Source organism: Mesorhizobium delmotii (assembly GCF_900149755.1).
In the GTDB taxonomy this organism is placed as follows: domain Bacteria; phylum Pseudomonadota; class Alphaproteobacteria; order Rhizobiales; family Rhizobiaceae; genus Mesorhizobium; species Mesorhizobium delmotii.
Window position 1 is genome coordinate 194,966 of record NZ_FUIG01000029.1, and the last position, 16,822, is coordinate 211,787.

Here is a 16,822-nt window from a genome sequence, read left to right on the forward strand (position 1 = left end):
CTTATTGGCGAGCCAAAGCCCTGATTTCGGTCAATCAGCAACTCGGACAAACTGCCGCAAGGATTTTTCTACCCTAGATTGGTATCCTGCCGGCACTTGGGATCGGGTTGAGCGAGCGCATGTCAGTACGGCGACACATTCACACTTCCGGTATTCCCGTTCTTTGCGTCCATTGCGAAGCACGGCATCGCGGCGTCTGCGGTGCGCTTGATCCAGACAATTTGGTTGGGCTCGCCAAGACTTGCTCGCGGCGCCAGATCGAGTCAGGAGTGGAACTGATCGGCGACGCACAGGCGGTCGACAGCTATTCGAACCTGCTTTCAGGCGTGGTAAAGCTGACAAAGAGCCTTTCCGATGGTCGCCAGCAGATCGTCGGTCTCCAGTTTGCACCGCATTTTCTGGGACGTCCTTTTAAGGTGGAAAGCTCGATCAATGCGGAAGCGGTGACAGTTGTCACGCTGTGCTCGTTTCCAAGGGCAGCCGTCGAACGGATGATGAAGGGGTCGCCGGAATTCGAGCATCGCCTGCTCAAGCAGACGCTGAATGAACTCGATGAAGCACGCGAGTGGCTGGTGACGTTGGGGCGCAAGACCGCATCGGAAAAGGTGGCGAGTTTTCTCCTCATGATCGCTCGGAATATCGATTCCAGTGTTGACCCGGTAGCCAGGTCAGCGTCCTTCGATCTGCCGCTGACGCGTGCCGAGATCTCTGATTTTCTTGGAATCACGAACGAGACTGTGAGCCGGCAGCTGACGCAATTGCGGGCTGACGGCGTGATCCGGATCGAGAACACACGCCATGTGATGGTGGACAGCATGAGCCGGCTGCGCTCGATGGCGATGCCGAGCCTGAGCCAGAAGACCGACAGCCTGGACAGGTTGTAGAGGCCGTTCGGCGAAGAGAAGGGGCAGGCCGTTGTCGCTCCTGATGGCGGAAGGCAGGCCGCGTTCCCTGAACAGGCGGATGGCGGCCTCGATGATCGGTCCTTCCTTCTTCGATTCGAGCGCTTCGCAGGGGAGCAGGTAGCGCGAGGCCGGGTCGGTGACCGTCACAATAACGACCATCGCCCGCCGGAACTCCCCTTAGAAGTCCGTGCACCACAACGCGTTGGTGATAGTTGCGTGCCGAAGCGCTGCCGCTGACGGGAGCGCTTTACAGGCCGTGACGATCGAGCACGGCATGCACCGGGCTCTTCGAGGGTATGCGGACATCGCCGGCGAGCCTCCTGATCAGGAGCTCCCTAATCTTCCTGGCGCCCAGTGCGGCTTGTCCTTCTTGGTTGCGACGATCGTCAGCTCGATCTGGTCGGGCAGCTGGTTGGCGTAGCGCAGCGGCCGCCGCGAAGGTCAACCTAGCTGCCGAAAAATCGTGCGGCCCCTGACATGGATCAGGGCGAGCAGGCGGCGGCTGCGCAATTGATGCACAGCGGATTTGGCGTCCGCCGGATTCGAGATCGGGATTTGCGATGAAATTCGGCACAGAGATCGTGCTTCTAAGCCTGTTCGCTTTTGCGGCCCTGGTGGCTGCCGGTTTCGGCGTAGATGAACCTTTCCGCCAGCATATGTGGGTGTTGTTCTTCGCCGTAGCTGGTTGCACCGCGATCCTGTTGCGCAATACGGAGTTCAAGCCTGCAGTTCCGATAGACCCCGCCGCTTTTATGGACGGTCCAACCCGTTACGGGGCCGTGGCGACGGTGTTTTGGGGCGTCGTAGGCATGCTGGTTGGTGTGGTCATCGCGCTGCAGCTTGCCTATCCCGATCTCAGCGTCGAGCCCTGGTTCAACTTTGGCCGCTTGCGGCCGTTGCATACATCCGGCGTGGTTTTTGCCTTCGGCGGCAATGCGCTGCTTTGCACGTCCCTTTATGTCGTACAGCGCACCTGCCGCGCCCGGCTGTTCGGCGGCAATCTCGCCTGGTTCGTGTTCTGGGGCTATCAGCTGTTCATCGTCATGGCTGCGACGGGCTACCTGCTCGGCATCACCGAAAGCCGCGAATACGCCGAGCCCGAATGGTATGTGGATCTTTGGCTGACAATGGTCTGGGTCGCCTACCTCGTCCTGTTCCTCGGTACCATCCTGAAGCGCAGGGAACCGCACATCTACGTCGCCAACTGGTTCTACTTGTCCTTCATCGTGACCATCGCGATGCTGCATGTGATCAACAACCTGTCGATGCCAGTCTCGTTCGTGGGTTCAAAAAGCTATTCAGCCTTCTCCGGCGTCCAGGACGCCTTGACGCAGTGGTGGTACGGCCACAATGCCGTAGGCTTCTTTCTCACCGCCGGCTTCCTTGGCATGATGTACTATTTCGTGCCCAAGCAGGCGAACCGGCCAGTCTATTCCTACCGGCTGTCGATCATCCACTTCTGGGCGCTGATCTTTCTCTACATCTGGGCCGGCCCGCACCACCTCCACTATACCGCCTTGCCCGACTGGGCGCAGACGCTCGGCATGGCGTTCTCGATCATGCTTTGGATGCCCTCCTGGGGCGGCATGATCAACGGCCTGATGACGCTGTCCGGCGCTTGGGACAAGCTGCGGACGGACCCGATCATCCGCATGATGGTCATGGCCATAGCCTTCTATGGCATGTCCACTTTCGAAGGCCCGATGATGTCAATCAAGGCTGTCAATTCGCTGTCGCACTACACCGACTGGACCATCGGCCACGTGCATTCCGGCGCGCTCGGTTGGGTCGGCATGATTTCGTTTGGCGCGATCTATTTCATGGTGCCGAAGTTGTGGAACCGCGAGCGGCTCTATTCGCTGCGGCTCGTCAACTGGCACTTCTGGCTGGCAACGCTCGGGATCGTCGTCTACGCCGCGGTGATGTGGGTCTCCGGCGTTATGCAGGGCCTGATGTGGCGCGAATACGACGAGCAGGGCTTTCTGGTCTTCTCCTTCGCCGAAACTGTCGCCGCCATGCATCTCTACTATATCATGCGTGCCATCGGCGGCGCGATGTACCTGTCCGGCGCCCTGATCATGGCATGGAACGTCACCATGACAATCCTCGGCTACCAGCGCGAGGAGAAACCGATGCCGCGTCCCATCGCCGCCGTCCGACCTGCGCGATCAGGAGCCAGAAAATGGGCTTGATGGACAAACACGCCGTCATCGAGAAGAACGCCACGCTTCTTCTCGTCGGCTCCCTTCTGGTGGTGACGATCGGCGGCATCGTCGAGATCGCGCCGCTCTTCTATCTCGACAATACGATCGAGAAGGTCGAAGGCATGCGGCCCTATTCGCCGCTCGAACTCGCCGGCCGCAACATCTATGTGCGCGAGGGCTGCTACCTCTGCCACAGCCAGATGATCAGGCCGTTCCGCGATGAGGTCGAGCGCTATGGGCACTACAGTCTGGCGGCCGAGTCGATGTACGACCACCCGTTCCAGTGGGGATCGAAACGCACAGGACCGGATCTCGCGCGGGTGGGCGACCGTTATTCGAATGAATGGCACGTTCAGCACCTTGTGGATCCGCGCTCGGTGGTGCCGGAATCGATAATGCCGAGCTACGCGTTCCTGAAGGAAATGCCGATTGAGGTGAAGGACTTCTCGACGCACCTGATCGCGAACAGCCGTGTGGGCGTGCCCTACTCCGACGACATGATCGCGAGCGCGAATGCCGATCTCATGGCGCAGGCAGATCCCAACATCGACCCATCCGGTCTTGAAGCGCGGTATCCAAAGGCCAAGCTCGGTGACTTCGATGGCAATCCGCAACAGGTCAGCGAGATGGACGCGCTGGTCGCTTACCTCCAGATGCTTGGCACTCTGGTCGATTTCAAAAACTACGACGAAGCCGCCGGTTACCGCTGAGGAGAATGGTGATGACCTACAACTTCATGCGGGCGTTTGCCGACACTTGGGGCCTGCTCGCTATGGCGCTGTTCTTCGTCGGATGCATCACCTTTGCGCTCCGTCCCGGCAGCAGGACGCGAGCCGACGAAGCTGCTCAAATCCCTCTCAAGGACGACTGATCATGAGCGGTGAGCACATTGACGAAGTCTCCGACGTCTCGACCACCGGCCATGAATGGGACGGGATCAAGGAGCTCAACAATCCGCTCCCGCGCTGGTGGGTGATCACCTTCTACGTCACCATAGTCTGGGCGATCGGCTACACCATCGCTTATCCCGCATGGCCTATGCTAAGCTCCGCCACCCGAGGCGTGCTCGTCTATTCCAGCCGCAACGATGTCAAGAATGAGCTGGCAGCGGCCGAGGTCGCCAAGGGCAAGTACGTTGCCGCCCTTCAGGCGAAGACTGTCTCCGAGATTGCCGCCGACGATGTTTTGCGCGGATTCGCTATCGCGGCCGGTGGCGCCGCCTTCAAGGTCAATTGCGTTCAGTGCCATGGCTCCGGCGCCCAGGGTTCGAAGGGCTTTCCCAACCTGAATGATGACGACTGGCTGTGGGGCGGCAAGGCCGAGCAGATCCAGCAGACAATCACGCACGGCATCCGCTTTGCCTCCGACTCCGACACGCGCCTGTCGGAAATGCCCGCCTTTGGTGACATCATTACGCCCGAGCAGATTAGACAGGTCAGCGCTTATGTCTCGAGTCTCTCCGGCGCTGTTGGCGATCAAGCATTGGTCATACCCGGCGCCAATGTTTTCGCCGAGAATTGTGCCGCCTGTCATGGTGATAAGGCAAAGGGGAACACGGAGCTTGGCGCACCCGACCTGACCGACGCGATCTGGCTCTACGGGGCGGGCGAGACGGCTATCGCCGCGCAGGTTCGCGCGCCAAAGCAAGGCGTCATGCCGGCCTGGGGTGGGCGTCTCGGCGAGGTCACGGTCAAGGAACTTGCGGTCTATGTCCATTCGCTTGGCGGCGGAGAATAGGAACGGAAGCCTATTCTCGGCCCTCCCCCTGCCAAGCGACGAGGCCCGGCGCGAGCCGGGCCTCGACACCATTCCGACTGCGACCTGAATCAACACGGGCGGACCGCCTACGGCGAGGCTGTTCCACGGGCGGCCCTGACATCGGCAGCGGGACTGGAGATGCTACGTGCGTGATAAAACGCAGACAGAACCGCCCGAAGCAGAAGCGATCGACTCCCCCAACACCCGTGAGCCGCTTTATGCTCCACGCAAGAAGGTTTTCCCCAAGCGAATCTCGGGTAATTTCCGTAGCTTCAAATGGCTGGTGATGGCGATCTCGCTGGCGATCTACTATCTGACGCCCTGGCTGCGCTGGGACCGAGGTCCGTTTGCACCGGACCAGGCCGTGCTGATCGATCTTGCCAACCGCCGCTTCTATTTCTTCTTCATCGAGATTTGGCCGCAGGAATTCTACTATGTGGCCGGCCTTCTCGTTATGGCCGGCATCGGCCTTTTCCTGATCACATCCACCGTTGGCAGAGCCTGGTGCGGCTATACCTGCCCGCAGACGGTATGGGTCGATCTGTTTCTAGTTGTAGAGCGTGCGATCGAGGGAGATCGCAATGCTCGCATAAAGCTCGACGCGGGATCCTGGACTGCGCGCAAGCTTGTGCTGCGTGTATCGAGACACGCCATCTGGCTGGCCATAGCGGCAGCGACCGGCGGCGCCTGGATCTTCTATTTCGCCGATGCGCCATCTCTGATTGACGAGGTCTTCGCTGGCACCGCTGCGCCGGTCGCCTACATCACCATCGGCGTGCTGACGGCAACCACCTACACATTCGGTGGACTGATGCGCGAGCAGGTCTGCACCTACATGTGCCCGTGGCCGCGCATCCAGGCGGCCATGCTCGACGAGAATTCGCTCACTGTGACCTACAATGACTGGCGCGGGGAACCCCGTTCGCGCCATGCCAAGAAGGCTCTTGCCGCAGGGCAGCCGGTTGGAGACTGCGTTGATTGCAATGCCTGTGTCGCGGTCTGTCCGATGGGGATCGACATCCGCGACGGCCAGCAGCTCGAATGCATCACCTGCGCGCTCTGCATCGACGCCTGTGACGGCGTAATGAACAAACTCGGCAAGGAGCGCGGGCTGATCTCGTATGCGACGCTGTCCGATTACAACGCCAACATGGCGGCGGCGACCGCAGGCGGCGCTTGCTCGGTGAATCCGTCGCTGGTGCGGACAGACGGCAGCGCTTTCTCCAACAGGTTAGCCCATTTCCATGTCCGCAAGATCTTTCGACCGCGCACCTTCGTCTACATGAGTGCGTGGTCGGCGGTCGGTCTCGCCTTACTCTACTCGCTGCTGACGCGCGATCGGCTCGAGGTCAACGTTCTGCACGACCGCAATCCGCAGTTCGTCACGCTGTCCGATGGTTCGATCCGCAATGGTTACACCGTCAAGCTGCTCAACATGATCCCAGAGCCAAGAACGATTGTCGTCACCATGCAGGGCCTGGCGGATGCCGAGATGAGCGTCGTCGGGATCGACATGCCTGCGGATCGCTCCCTCTCCGTTCCGGTCGAACCGGACCGGCTGAAAATGCTGAAGATTTTCGTCAGCCAGCCGGCGGAACAGATCAATGCCCAAGCGCAGACGTTCAAGTTCCGGGTCGAGGACAAGGCGAGCTTCGAGTCGGACGAATACACGGCCACGTTCAACGCACCGGAGATCGTTAGATGAGCGTCAATGCACGAAGGCCCCCCGAATTCACCGGCAGGCATATGTTGCGTATCATCCTTAGCTTTTTCGGCGTGATCGTTGGTGTGAACCTGACCATGGCAACACTCGCCAGCACAAGCTGGACGGGTCTTGTCGTCGAAAATACTTATGTCGCGAGCCAGCAGTTCAACCGGATGGCCGAGGAAGGGCGCGCGCAGGCCGCACTCGGCTGGACCGGCAAACTGACCATCGCACGGGGCGAGGTCCGCTACGGCCTCAGCGAGGCCGCCGGCAAAGCGGTCCAGTTGCACGGCGTCAGGCTCCTGTTCCGTCATCCCGCCTACGAGGCCGAGGACAAAGCCGTCATGCTTGCGCCTGCCGCGAGCCAGGAATTTGCCGCCCAGCATACGCCAAGGGACGGCGTCTGGATCGTCCAAGTCGACGCCGATGTTGGTCTCGCAGAACCCTATCGCGACGTCCGTCGAATTATAATTTCCCATGGAGCGTTACAATGAGCTGTTGTGCACCGGGCGCCGAAACGGCGCTGAATCTGGAAAGCAGCATATCCGTCCTGCCATCAAGCCAGGAGGTCAGGCTGGCGAGCCGCTCGCTTGGCGGCGATCTGCACCAAACCGATCTCTCGGTCCCGACGGTGCATTGCGCAGCCTGCATCCAGAGTATCGAGAGGGCGCTTGGAAAACTCGATCGCGTCGAGGGTGTACGTGTCAACCTGTCGACGAAACGGGTTGCGATCCGGTGGCGCGGAAATGAGGTTCCACCGTTTGTCGCCGCGCTTGGACGGCTGGGATACGACGCGCATTTGTTCGAGCCCGAGACAGGGGAGAAGGACAAGACGCTATCGGAGCTGATCCGGGCCGTGGGGGTTGCCGGCTTTGCAGCGGGCAACATCATGCTGCTTTCAATGTCGGTCTGGTCCGGCGCTGAAGGTGCGACCCGCGACCTGTTCCACTGGGTCTCGGCACTGATCGCCATCCCCGCGCTCGCCTTCGCTGGTGGCATCTACTTCCGCTCGGCATGGAACGCATTGCGTCACGGCCGCATGAACATGGATGTGCCGATTGCGGTTGGTGTCTCGCTCGCCTACGCGATGAGCCTTTACGAAACCATCAACCATGGCGACCACGCTTACTTCGATGCATCGGTATCGCTGCTGTTCTTCCTGCTGATCGGCCGCACGCTTGATCACGTGATGCGCGAGCGTGCCCGGACCGCGGTGAACGGTCTGTCACGGCTGGCGGCGCGCGGCGCCATAGTATTGCGCGACGATGGCACGCGCGACTACCGGCCGGTTGGCGAGATCGAACCAGGCATGCAGTTGCTGATCGCTGCCGGCGAACGGATTCCCGTCGACGGCAAGGTCATTCGAGGCTCTTCGGATCTCGACTGTTCACTGGTTTCCGGTGAGAGCACACCCAGAACCGTGGCGACAGGGGAAACCGTGCAGGCCGGCACGCACAATCTCACCGGCCCACTGACGGTCGAGGCGACAGCCGCCGCAAAAGACTCCTTCCTGGCCGAAATGGTCCGGCTGATGGAAGCCGCCGAGGGCGGTCGCGCGCATTATCGCAGGATCGCCGAACGCGTTTCAGCGCTCTATGCTCCAGTGGTTCATCTGACCGCCTTCCTGACGTTCCTTGGCTGGATGGCGGCGACCGGCGATTGGCACCGAGCAGTAACAAACGCAATCGCCGTTCTCATCATCACCTGCCCATGTGCGCTCGGTCTCGCCGTGCCGATCGTGCAGGTGGTCGCTGCGAGGCGTCTGTTCGAAAGCGGTGTCATGGTCAAGGATGGTTCGGCCATGGAGCGCCTGGCGGCGATCGACACGGCCGTGTTCGACAAGACAGGAACGCTTACGCTCGGACAGCCCCGGCTCGTCAATGCGTCGTCAGTCGATCCGGCCATGCTGGCAATCGCTGCCGAGATGGCCGCGCACTCCCGTCACCCGCATTCAAACGCCATTGCGACCTTTGCCGGTTTCGCCGGTCAGCCAAAGGTCGAAGCTGTCAGCGAACACCCCGGATTCGGCATCGAAGCCACCGCGAGGGGAAGCACCTGGCGACTGGGGCGGCGCGGTTGGGCTGGATGGAAGGCCCGAACCGGTGGCGAAAGCAGATACGGCGGAACGGTTCTGACCAAAGACGGGATCATCGTGGCGTCCTTTGTCTTCAAGGACGCGCTGCGTCCAGACGCCAGGGCGGCCATCGAGCAATTGAACAACGCCCGAGTTTCCGTGGAAATGCTGTCGGGCGATACCGGGGCTGCCTGCGGCGAGGTCGCGACGACGTTGGGGATACATCACTTTGTTCCGGCGCTGCTTCCTTCGGGCAAGGTCAAGTATATTGAAAGCCTGGCGAAGGACGGCCACAAGGTGCTCATGGTTGGCGACGGCCTCAACGACATCCCTGCGCTGGGCGCGGCACATGTCTCGATCGCTCCAGCCACGGCGGCCGATGTCGGCCGCAAAGCTGCGGATTTCGTTTTCCTGCACGAAAGCCTTTCGGCCGTCTCCCTTGCCCTCGACGTTTCGCGAAAGGCCGGACAACTGATCCGGCAAAACATCGCCATCGCGATTGTCTACAACGCCATTGCCGTCCCGATCGCCATTTTGGGGCAGGTAACACCATTGATTGCGGCAATCGCGATGTCGGCCTCATCACTGCTTGTCATTGGCAATGCGTCGAGGCTGCAAGGTTTTGTGCCAGACGTGCCAAGGAGAACTGCTCCGCCTGATAGCCGCTCCCACACCGGCACATTGACGCAACCCTCATGACAATCCTGGTCTATCTCATACCGGTGGCTCTGTTGTTGGGCGGGCTTGGACTGTCTGGCTTCCTGTGGGCCTTGAGGAGTGGTCAATACGAGGATCTCGACGGAGCCGCCGAGCGTATCCTCATTGACCGGGACGAGAGGCCGGAACGCTGATTCCGTCACTCGAGGGCCTGCGTCGCCCATTCCGCCATGCAAGCGGCTGATGCCACGAAGTACCTCCCTCGGCCGGACGAGCGCTGGCGATGTACGTGTTCCAAGTGCAACGGAGCGGATAGACCGGCGGCGCGGGTTTGTCATGTCTGGCTGACCCAGATCAGTGCTGTCTCCTCATCGCCCTGATTTCAATGGACGAGTCTTTTCAAGGGGAGAACGCATGTCTAGCCGGACGGAAGCTGAGCGGCATCAGGTGCTGGCCGTGTTCGCCGGGGGCGCCGGCATTGTCGAAGCCGTGAGCAGGCCGGCGCACGTCATTGCAGGAGCCGATGCGTTCGAATGAGCGAGTTCAAGCCAGTTCGGTTCGTTGATGTCGCGCTGGAGGGGCAATTCTGGCGCGAGCGGCTGGAGACGGTGCTGACACGGACCATCCCCAGCCAGCACGTCCAGCTTGGCAAGCAAGGTGTATTGCTGTCCCTCACACTGCCGAACCAGTCGCTGCCACTGAGCGTCCCAGGCAACGAGCACGATTCCGGGCAGGTGCTCTGGGATTCCGACGCCGGCAAGTGGATAGAAGCAGCATCCTACGCGCTGTCACACAGGCGTGATCCCGACATCGAGGCATGGATCGAAAACATTGTCGACGATCTCGAAAAGGCGCAGGCTCCCGACGGTTATCTGAACTGCTGGTACCTGCAGCGCGAGCCCGACAAGCGCTGGACCAACCTGCGCGACAATCACGAACTCTACAATCTTGGACATCTGCTCGAGGGCGGTATCGCCTACTTCCTCGCGACGGGCCGGCGCCGGCTCCTGGACATCCTTGAGCGGTATGTTGACCATGTGTGCAAGACATTCGGCCCGAACCCCGGCCAGAAGCGCGGCTATTGCGGCCATCAGGAAATCGAGCTGGCCCTCGTTAAGCTCTATCGCTTGACTGGAGACAGAATGCATCTCGACCTCGCGGCCTATTTCATGAATGAGCGCGGGCGTCAGCCGCACTACTTCGATCAGGAAGCGGTCGCGCGCGGGGAGCACCCCAGGGATTTCAGGGCGAAAAGATATGAGTACAACCAGTCGCACAGGCCGGTGCGCGAGCAAACTAAGGTGGTCGGACATGCGGTCCGAGCGATGTACATGCTTTCTGCCATGGCCGACCTCGCGGCGGAACTGAATGACGACAGCCTCAAGAAAGCATGCGAGGTGCTCTGGGCCGACGTCATCTCCTCGAAAATCTACATCACGTCCGGCTTGGGTCCGGCTGCCGCGAATGAAGGCTTTACTGAGGATCACGACCTGCCGAACGATACGGCGTATGCGGAGACCTGCGCCTCGGTAGGCCTGATCTTCTGGGCACATCGCATGCTGCATCTCGAACTCGACGGCCGATACGCCGACGTTCTGGAACAGGCGTTGTTCAACGGCGCGCTGACCGGCCTTTCGCGCGATGGCGAGCGCTATTTCTACTCCAATCCGCTCGAGAGCGATGGGCGACGCAGCAGATGGGCCTGGCACTCATGCCCATGCTGCACGATGAATTCGTCTCGTCTGATTGCTTCGATCGGAGGCTATTTCGTCTCGGCCAGTGAAAACGCAATCGCCTTCCATCTCTACGGCGGCGTTTCGACGAACATCCAACTCGCTACGGGCAATGTGTTCCTGCGGGAAACCAGCGCCTATCCATTTTTCGGCTCGATCAGGATCGAGGTCAGCCCTGACGCGCCGGCCGAGTTCACTATCAATCTCCGCATTCCCGGTTGGGCTCATGAAGCCGAAGCTTCGGTCGGGGGATGTGCAGTCGACGTGACGGCATGCACCAGAAATGGCTATCTTGCGATCTCGCGGCTATGGAATGCCGGAGACACCATCGCCCTCGAGCTACCGATTTCTCCCGAGCGCATCTATGCTCATCCCTCGGTCAAGCAGGACATCGGCCGGGTGGCGCTCAAGCGCGGGCCGTTGGTTTATTGCGTTGAAGAGGTCGACAATCCCGGGGGGGCGGTGCAGCAGCTCAAACTACCGCGAGACGCCAGGATCGAAACGGTGGAACGGGGCGATCTCTTCGATGGCGTGGTCACGCTGACCGCCTCCGCAGAGCGTATCGAAGACCAAGAGTGGGGAGACAGCCTATACAGGAATGCGCCCCCGATCGTTTCGGGCTGCCGGCTAACCGCTCTGCCATATTATCTCTGGAACAATCGGGCGAAAGGCTCGATGCAAGTGTGGCTGCTGGAAAGCTGAATTCAGCGCTGTCGCCGTATGGGAGGCCACTTCTCAACCAATGAATGCCGACAAGATGCAGTCATCAGAAGCCTCAGATAATATTCTCATTCGTCCGGCGGGCGGTCCACCGGTCCGTGCTCTGGTTGACGAGTTCCACGACCTGATTGGAACCGACCCTGCATACAGGGGGATAAGGGCGCCGCGTCGGTCAAAAACTGCCGACGTGACAATCTCGCTTGCTGGCTGGGTATGTGCTTGGCTGCGCGGACGCGAGCGCTGGTCCGATCACCCGCGTACGAGTTTGAGGCGATTTCCTGCTTCGTTGCTGATACATGCGGATTTTCCCGCCCTGCGCCTTGAGGCGATACGGCGGGCATTGGAACGCAGCGCACGACAGGAGGCTGAACTCAACCAGCGTCTCACGAGGATAGCCGCCGCGATGGCGGCACGCTGATGGGCGGCGCTGAGGACAGATTCGATATCGTTGTTGTCGGAGCCGGGCCGGTCGGCCTTTCCTTCGCCGCATCACTCGCTCAAAGCCAACTCAAGGTCGCAGTTGTCGAACAGAACTCAATCGATACTCTCGCCAATCCGCCTTTTGACGGTCGGGAAATCGCGCTGACCCACGCCTCGATCAGAATCCTTCGCGAGATCGGCGCCTGGGATGCCATCCCCGCTTCGGACAAATCACCGCTTCACGGCGCCCGCGTGCTCAACGGTTCGAGCCCTTTCGCTCTGCGTTTCGATCCTCCCAGCGGGTCTGGAGAACCCCTCGGAGTTTTGGTCCCAAATTGCCGAATTCGCGACGCGCTGTTCAAGACCATCCACTTGCAGAATCACGCGCGGCTGCTGTGCGGCCACTCGGTCGTAGATGCAACAACCAGCCAGACAGGAGCAGTCGTAACGCTGTCTGATGGCGTGCAGTTGAACGCTAGCCTTGTGGTTGCCGCCGATTCACGTCTGTCGGCCACTCGTGATCTGCTCGGCATAGGCGCCGATATCAATCGGCTTGGCTACTCCATGCTAATATGCCGGGTACGGCATGAGCGCGCCCACCACCAGGTGGCAATCGAATGGTTCGATCACCATCAGACGATAGCGATGTTGCCCCTGGCGGAGGGCGTGTCGTCGCTGCTGCTCACCCTGTGCTCAAACGAGGCCGATAGACTGCTTGCCTTCAGCGACCATTTGTTTCTGATGGAATTGACGAACCGGTGTCGAGGGCGCCTTGGAAAAATGACCTTGGCAAGCAAGCGCCATGCCTATCCGCTGGTCACGACTTGGGCGCACAAATTCCAAGCTCCCAGCGCCGCACTCATCGGCGACGCTGCCATCGGCATGCACCCGGTAACTGCGCATGGTTTCAACATCGGTATCAGCAGCCAGAAGCAACTCGCCTATGGAATCCTAACAGCATGTCGCGACGGTCGCGAGATTGCCGATCCCGACATGCTGCACGGATACGAAAGGTGGCTTCGCCTGTCAGCGGCGCCGCTCTTCCATGGCACGAACATTGTCGTCGGACTCTACTCAAGCGAGCACCCGGCGGCACGGCTTGCAAGACATGTGGGGCTTCGGTTCGCCCAACATGTTCCCTTTATGCGGCATGGCATTTCGGCCATGCTTAGGCGATGAAACCGTACCAGCAGCTTTGGACCTTGCGCGATGAAAGAGGGCCTCATTCGCCGGAGTAATCGCTGCCCCTGCACGCAGAGGCGGCAGCTTCCCGCGGCAGGCCATAAATGTCGCCCCGAAGAGGTATTGTCTCAGCGCTTTATTTGGCTGATCAGCCCAGAGGCTGATGTCGCGCTGAATAGTTAACCCCTCCTTTAGTAGGCTTGCATAGACATGTGCTGCGTACAAGCAGGAGATGCAACCTGACCCGTCCGAACATGAAGAAAGAAGACGAGCTGGAGGCCAGAATCCTTCAGGATCAGCTTGCTGACCTAAGGGCAGGTCTCTTCGTATCAATGCCGATAAGCATTATCCTATCGGGCCTGATTTTGACCGTGCAGGCCTTTTCAGGCGGGGGCTTTGCCGCCGCAATCTGGTTCCTGGTTGTCAATGCGATAAATGCCGCCCGCCTCGGACTCGTCCGTTATCAGCTAAAGGAGATGGGGCATCAGGACGATTTAACAGGGATTTCGCAGCGGCTTCGCTGGTTTGGCATCCTTGCTCTTCTGTCAGGGTTTGCCTGGTCCTTTCTTGCCGTCCTTACTGTTGGCTACACAACGCCCCAAGCGCCGCTGCATCTGATTATTCTGGCGGGCATTTCAGCTGGTGCGGCTACATACGGCAGTTCATATGCCGCGGCAGCGACCAACTTCATCACACCGCCGCTTCTGATCGCGGTGGGTTGCTTGTTGGCGAAAGGCAACTTTGAAGATTACATTCTGTCTTTTGCCGTTCTGCTCTTCATGGCCGGCTTGGTTCGAGGCTCGTTTGTCGGGCAAGCCCGCTTCCGCGAAGCAAGCCGCCTGAGACATGAGGCGGAGCGGCTTGCGGCGGAAATGGAGCGCAATTCCAGGGAGGACCACCTGACGGCCCTTCTCAACAGACGGGGCCTCGAACACGCGATCAATCAGTTCGAAAATACGGACGGCCCGTTCGTTGCAATGCTGATTGATCTGGACGGCTTCAAATCTGTCAACGATACCTACGGTCACAGGACCGGTGATGAACTGCTCATCATGATCGCCCGCCGCATAGAGCAGGCAGCGCCGGCAGGCTCAACGCTCGCCCGTATCGGCGGCGATGAGTTCGTGCTGTTTTTTCCCTCGCTCAGGAGTTCGCTTTCTCCCAGTACCCTCGCATCCAATATCATAGCCAAAGTCGCCAGCCCCTATCGTGAGGTCGCGTCCGTCCGGATCGGTGCATCGATCGGAATATACTTGGCTGAAAGGCCGGGGCTGACGGAAATGTTGCTGCGGGCGGATGTCGCCCTCTACACGGCCAAGCGTCGTGGCAGGAACGAATTTCGCCTGTTCGATGCCGAACTCGACACGGAATTGCAACGTCGCCAGTCCATCGAACGCGACCTTCATTCGGCGATAGAGGCGAGAAGGCTGGCACCTTGGTTCCAGTCCATCGTAAGGCTCGACACCGAGGCCGTGATCGGTTTTGAGGCCTTGCTAAGGTGGTCCCATCCGATCCATGGTTCCATCTCTCCACCCGAAATCATGACAGCCGCACGCGAAACCGGAATGCTTCAACTGCTAACTCAAACGGTATTCTCCGACTGTTGTGCTCTTATCGACGGCTTGGTGAAAGCTGACCGTCGAGATGTTCGTGTGGCAATGAATGTTTCACCGCGCGAATTGGAAGCCGGCGATATCGACGACATGGTTCTGAATGGTCTGGCGGCAAGAGACCTCCCGACAACGATGTTCGAAATCGAGATTACCGAAGAATCTCCAGTGGACCCGGACAGAGTAGATGAAAAGGTCGGACGGCTTTCACATGCCGGCATTTCCATCGCGCTCGATGACTTCGGCACCGGCTTTTCCACGTTGGCATCGCTCAAAGACAGTCGGATACGCAAGGTGAAAATAGACCAAGGCTTCATTCGCGGCTTAGCCAAGTCTCGGGAGGACCGGCTGCTTGTCAAAACGGTGATCGATCTTGGTCGGGCGCTCGGGATCGATGTCATGGCCGAGGGCGTCGAAACAGAGGCGGATCGGCAAATTCTGCACAAGCTTGGCTGCAGAACCGCTCAGGGCTTCCTATTCTCCAAGGCGGTGCCTTTGAGCCAAGCGCTTGAATTGGCACTAAAAGAGCACGCGAAGCAATGTTGATCGCCGCCGTCATCAGTCACTACATCGAGCAGAGCAGTCACTGCATCGAGCAGAGCGTCAAATGACCGATGGGCTGGGGCGAGGCGGGAATGGGAAACGCGTTGATCACTGGCGTGCCATACGCTGTTCGTGGCGCAGGTTAGGTTTTCCAGGGTGGCAAGTCGCCTCCAGTCCGCGATTCACTTCGGTTACGCCGATCATGATGTCCGGAAGCAAAGCGAAGGCTTAGAAGGGTAGTCCGCTTGCTCAGGTCAGACGAATCCCAGTTGTTGGGCGGTCTGGAACAAAGCGAGCAGCATGATCAGGCAGCCGACGAGCCGCAAAAGCGTCCGCTCGGCAATCGCCTTGAGCACCCATCCGGCAAGCGGAGCGGCGACTATGCCGCCCACGATCAGCCCCAGCACCGAGCTTGCATGTGTCGACAGCGCCCCCGCTTCCTGCCAGTGCCCAGTGACGAGCGCGACGATGAAGGTGACGGACACCGCTAGCGTGATCAGGAACTCGGCCGCATTGACAGTGCCGATCACGTAGCGGGGCGGCGCGCCGGCGCCGAGCAGTCCGGTCACGACCATCGGACCCCATCCGCCGCCACCTGCAGCGTCGAGGAAGCCGCCGACAGTGCCCAGCGGCGCCACAAGACGGGTAGGAACCGGATTGCTGGGGATCTTGCGGAACGACCGGAGGAACAGCCAGAGCCCGATCACAGCGAGATAGGTCGTGACGTAGGGCTTCACCATGTCGCCGTCGAACGAGGTCAGCACGAAGGCCCCGAGGCAGCCGCCGAGAATGCCGAAAGGAGCAAGCCGCCAGAACAGCTTCCAGTCGATATTGCGGTGGTAGTGGTGCGCCGTGCCGGAAGCGGCCGTGGTGAACACTTCCGCCGCATGTACCGCGGCGGAAGCCTGCGCCGGCGGAACACCGAAGGAGAGCAGCACGGTGGAGGAGATCGCGCCATAGGCCATGCCTAACGCGCCGTCAACCGCCTGGGCGAGGAAGCCGACAACGGCGAACAGAATGAAGTCAGTCATTGGTGTCCGCCGTGAAAGTGCCGCCGTATGTAGCCTTGTGGATGTGGCATCCGGCTTGGCTCCGCGTCAGAGAAAAGGGCGGCATCGCTGCCGCCCATCGAGATTGTTGAGGTGCGTGGACCTTAGAAATCCATACCGCCCATACCGCCCATGCCACCCATGCCGCCGCCGGGCATGCCGGCAGGCATGCCGCCGCCAGCCGACTCCTTCTTCGGAGCCTCTGCGATCATGGCTTCGGTGGTGACCAGCAGGCCGGCGACCGAGGCCGCGTCCTGGAGAG

At 60.2% G+C, this 16,822-nt stretch carries 15 protein-coding genes and 1 pseudogene; 14 read left to right on the forward strand and 2 right to left on the reverse strand.

Translation table 11 applies throughout. The features are described from left to right. Window positions 1–119: 119 nt before the first annotated feature. On the forward strand, window positions 120–884 hold the full coding sequence (locus BQ8482_RS19660) for a Crp/Fnr family transcriptional regulator (protein ID WP_123149152.1): 765 nt from the start codon (window positions 120–122) through the stop codon (window positions 882–884). Here BQ8482_RS19660 and BQ8482_RS40610 read toward each other — a convergent pair. Beyond that, window positions 821–1,343, reverse strand: a pseudogene (locus BQ8482_RS40610) (IS481 family transposase); the annotation flags it as partial. The gene BQ8482_RS19660 and the pseudogene BQ8482_RS40610 overlap by 64 nt on opposite strands. Before the next feature lie 122 nt (window positions 1,344–1,465). Between BQ8482_RS40610 and ccoN the strand changes: the two are divergent. The 13 genes from ccoN to BQ8482_RS19725 all read left to right on the forward strand — a co-directional run bounded on the left by ccoN (window position 1,466) and on the right by BQ8482_RS19725 (window position 15,514). After that, the gene (ccoN, locus tag BQ8482_RS19670; protein ID WP_123149132.1) at window positions 1,466–3,097 is read left to right on the forward strand and encodes a cytochrome-c oxidase, cbb3-type subunit I; all 1,632 of its coding nucleotides are present in this window, start codon (window positions 1,466–1,468) and stop codon (window positions 3,095–3,097) included. After that, a complete protein-coding gene (ccoO, locus tag BQ8482_RS19675; RefSeq protein ID WP_123149133.1) occupies window positions 3,088–3,819 on the forward strand; it encodes a cytochrome-c oxidase, cbb3-type subunit II in 732 nt (243 codons plus the stop codon). Before ccoN ends, ccoO begins: the two co-directional genes overlap by 10 nt. A gap of 11 nt (window positions 3,820–3,830) precedes the next feature. Beyond that, window positions 3,831–3,980: a CcoQ/FixQ family Cbb3-type cytochrome c oxidase assembly chaperone gene (locus BQ8482_RS19680; RefSeq protein WP_040591650.1), complete on the forward strand. Its 150-nt coding sequence runs from the start codon at window positions 3,831–3,833 to the stop codon at window positions 3,978–3,980. A 2-nt stretch (window positions 3,981–3,982) separates the two neighbouring features. Beyond that, window positions 3,983–4,846: a cytochrome-c oxidase, cbb3-type subunit III gene (gene ccoP, locus BQ8482_RS19685; protein WP_008871936.1), complete on the forward strand. Its 864-nt coding sequence runs from the start codon at window positions 3,983–3,985 to the stop codon at window positions 4,844–4,846. 166 nt (window positions 4,847–5,012) lie between these two features. Then, on the forward strand, window positions 5,013–6,572 hold the full coding sequence (ccoG, locus tag BQ8482_RS19690; RefSeq protein ID WP_008871937.1) for a cytochrome c oxidase accessory protein CcoG: 1,560 nt from the start codon (window positions 5,013–5,015) through the stop codon (window positions 6,570–6,572). After that, on the forward strand, window positions 6,569–7,066 hold the full coding sequence (locus BQ8482_RS19695) for a FixH family protein (protein ID WP_008871938.1): 498 nt from the start codon (window positions 6,569–6,571) through the stop codon (window positions 7,064–7,066). Before ccoG ends, BQ8482_RS19695 begins: the two co-directional genes overlap by 4 nt. Then, entirely contained in the window at window positions 7,063–9,345 is a 2,283-nt protein-coding gene (locus tag BQ8482_RS19700) for a cation-translocating P-type ATPase (protein WP_123149134.1), read from the forward strand. Before BQ8482_RS19695 ends, BQ8482_RS19700 begins: the two co-directional genes overlap by 4 nt. Next, window positions 9,342–9,497 (forward strand): cbb3-type cytochrome oxidase assembly protein CcoS, encoded by a 156-nt coding sequence (ccoS, locus tag BQ8482_RS19705; RefSeq protein WP_008871940.1) that lies wholly within the window; start codon window positions 9,342–9,344, stop codon window positions 9,495–9,497. Before BQ8482_RS19700 ends, ccoS begins: the two co-directional genes overlap by 4 nt. 220 nt (window positions 9,498–9,717) lie before the next feature. Continuing rightward, a complete protein-coding gene (locus BQ8482_RS40105; protein ID WP_280174574.1) occupies window positions 9,718–9,840 on the forward strand; it encodes a hypothetical protein in 123 nt (40 codons plus the stop codon). Further along, on the forward strand, window positions 9,837–11,738 hold the full coding sequence (locus tag BQ8482_RS19710) for a glycoside hydrolase family 127 protein (protein WP_123149135.1): 1,902 nt from the start codon (window positions 9,837–9,839) through the stop codon (window positions 11,736–11,738). The genes BQ8482_RS40105 and BQ8482_RS19710 overlap by 4 nt, the downstream gene beginning before the upstream one ends. Before the next feature lie 40 nt (window positions 11,739–11,778). After that, on the forward strand, window positions 11,779–12,174 hold the full coding sequence (locus tag BQ8482_RS19715; protein WP_008871943.1) for a globin domain-containing protein: 396 nt from the start codon (window positions 11,779–11,781) through the stop codon (window positions 12,172–12,174). Next, window positions 12,174–13,355 carry a 5-demethoxyubiquinol-8 5-hydroxylase UbiM gene (ubiM, locus tag BQ8482_RS19720; RefSeq protein ID WP_123149136.1) on the forward strand — a complete coding sequence of 394 codons (1,182 nt, stop codon included), beginning with the start codon at window positions 12,174–12,176 and terminating at the stop codon, window positions 13,353–13,355. The genes BQ8482_RS19715 and ubiM overlap by 1 nt, the downstream gene beginning before the upstream one ends. Before the next feature lie 257 nt (window positions 13,356–13,612). Next, on the forward strand, window positions 13,613–15,514 hold the full coding sequence (locus BQ8482_RS19725; RefSeq protein WP_123149137.1) for a putative bifunctional diguanylate cyclase/phosphodiesterase: 1,902 nt from the start codon (window positions 13,613–13,615) through the stop codon (window positions 15,512–15,514). A 251-nt stretch (window positions 15,515–15,765) separates the two neighbouring features. Here BQ8482_RS19725 and BQ8482_RS19730 read toward each other — a convergent pair whose 3' ends face one another. Beyond that, window positions 15,766–16,542, reverse strand: a complete 777-nt coding sequence (locus BQ8482_RS19730; RefSeq protein WP_123149138.1) for a sulfite exporter TauE/SafE family protein — start codon at window positions 16,540–16,542, stop codon at window positions 15,766–15,768. Window positions 16,543–16,822 lie beyond the last annotated feature (280 nt).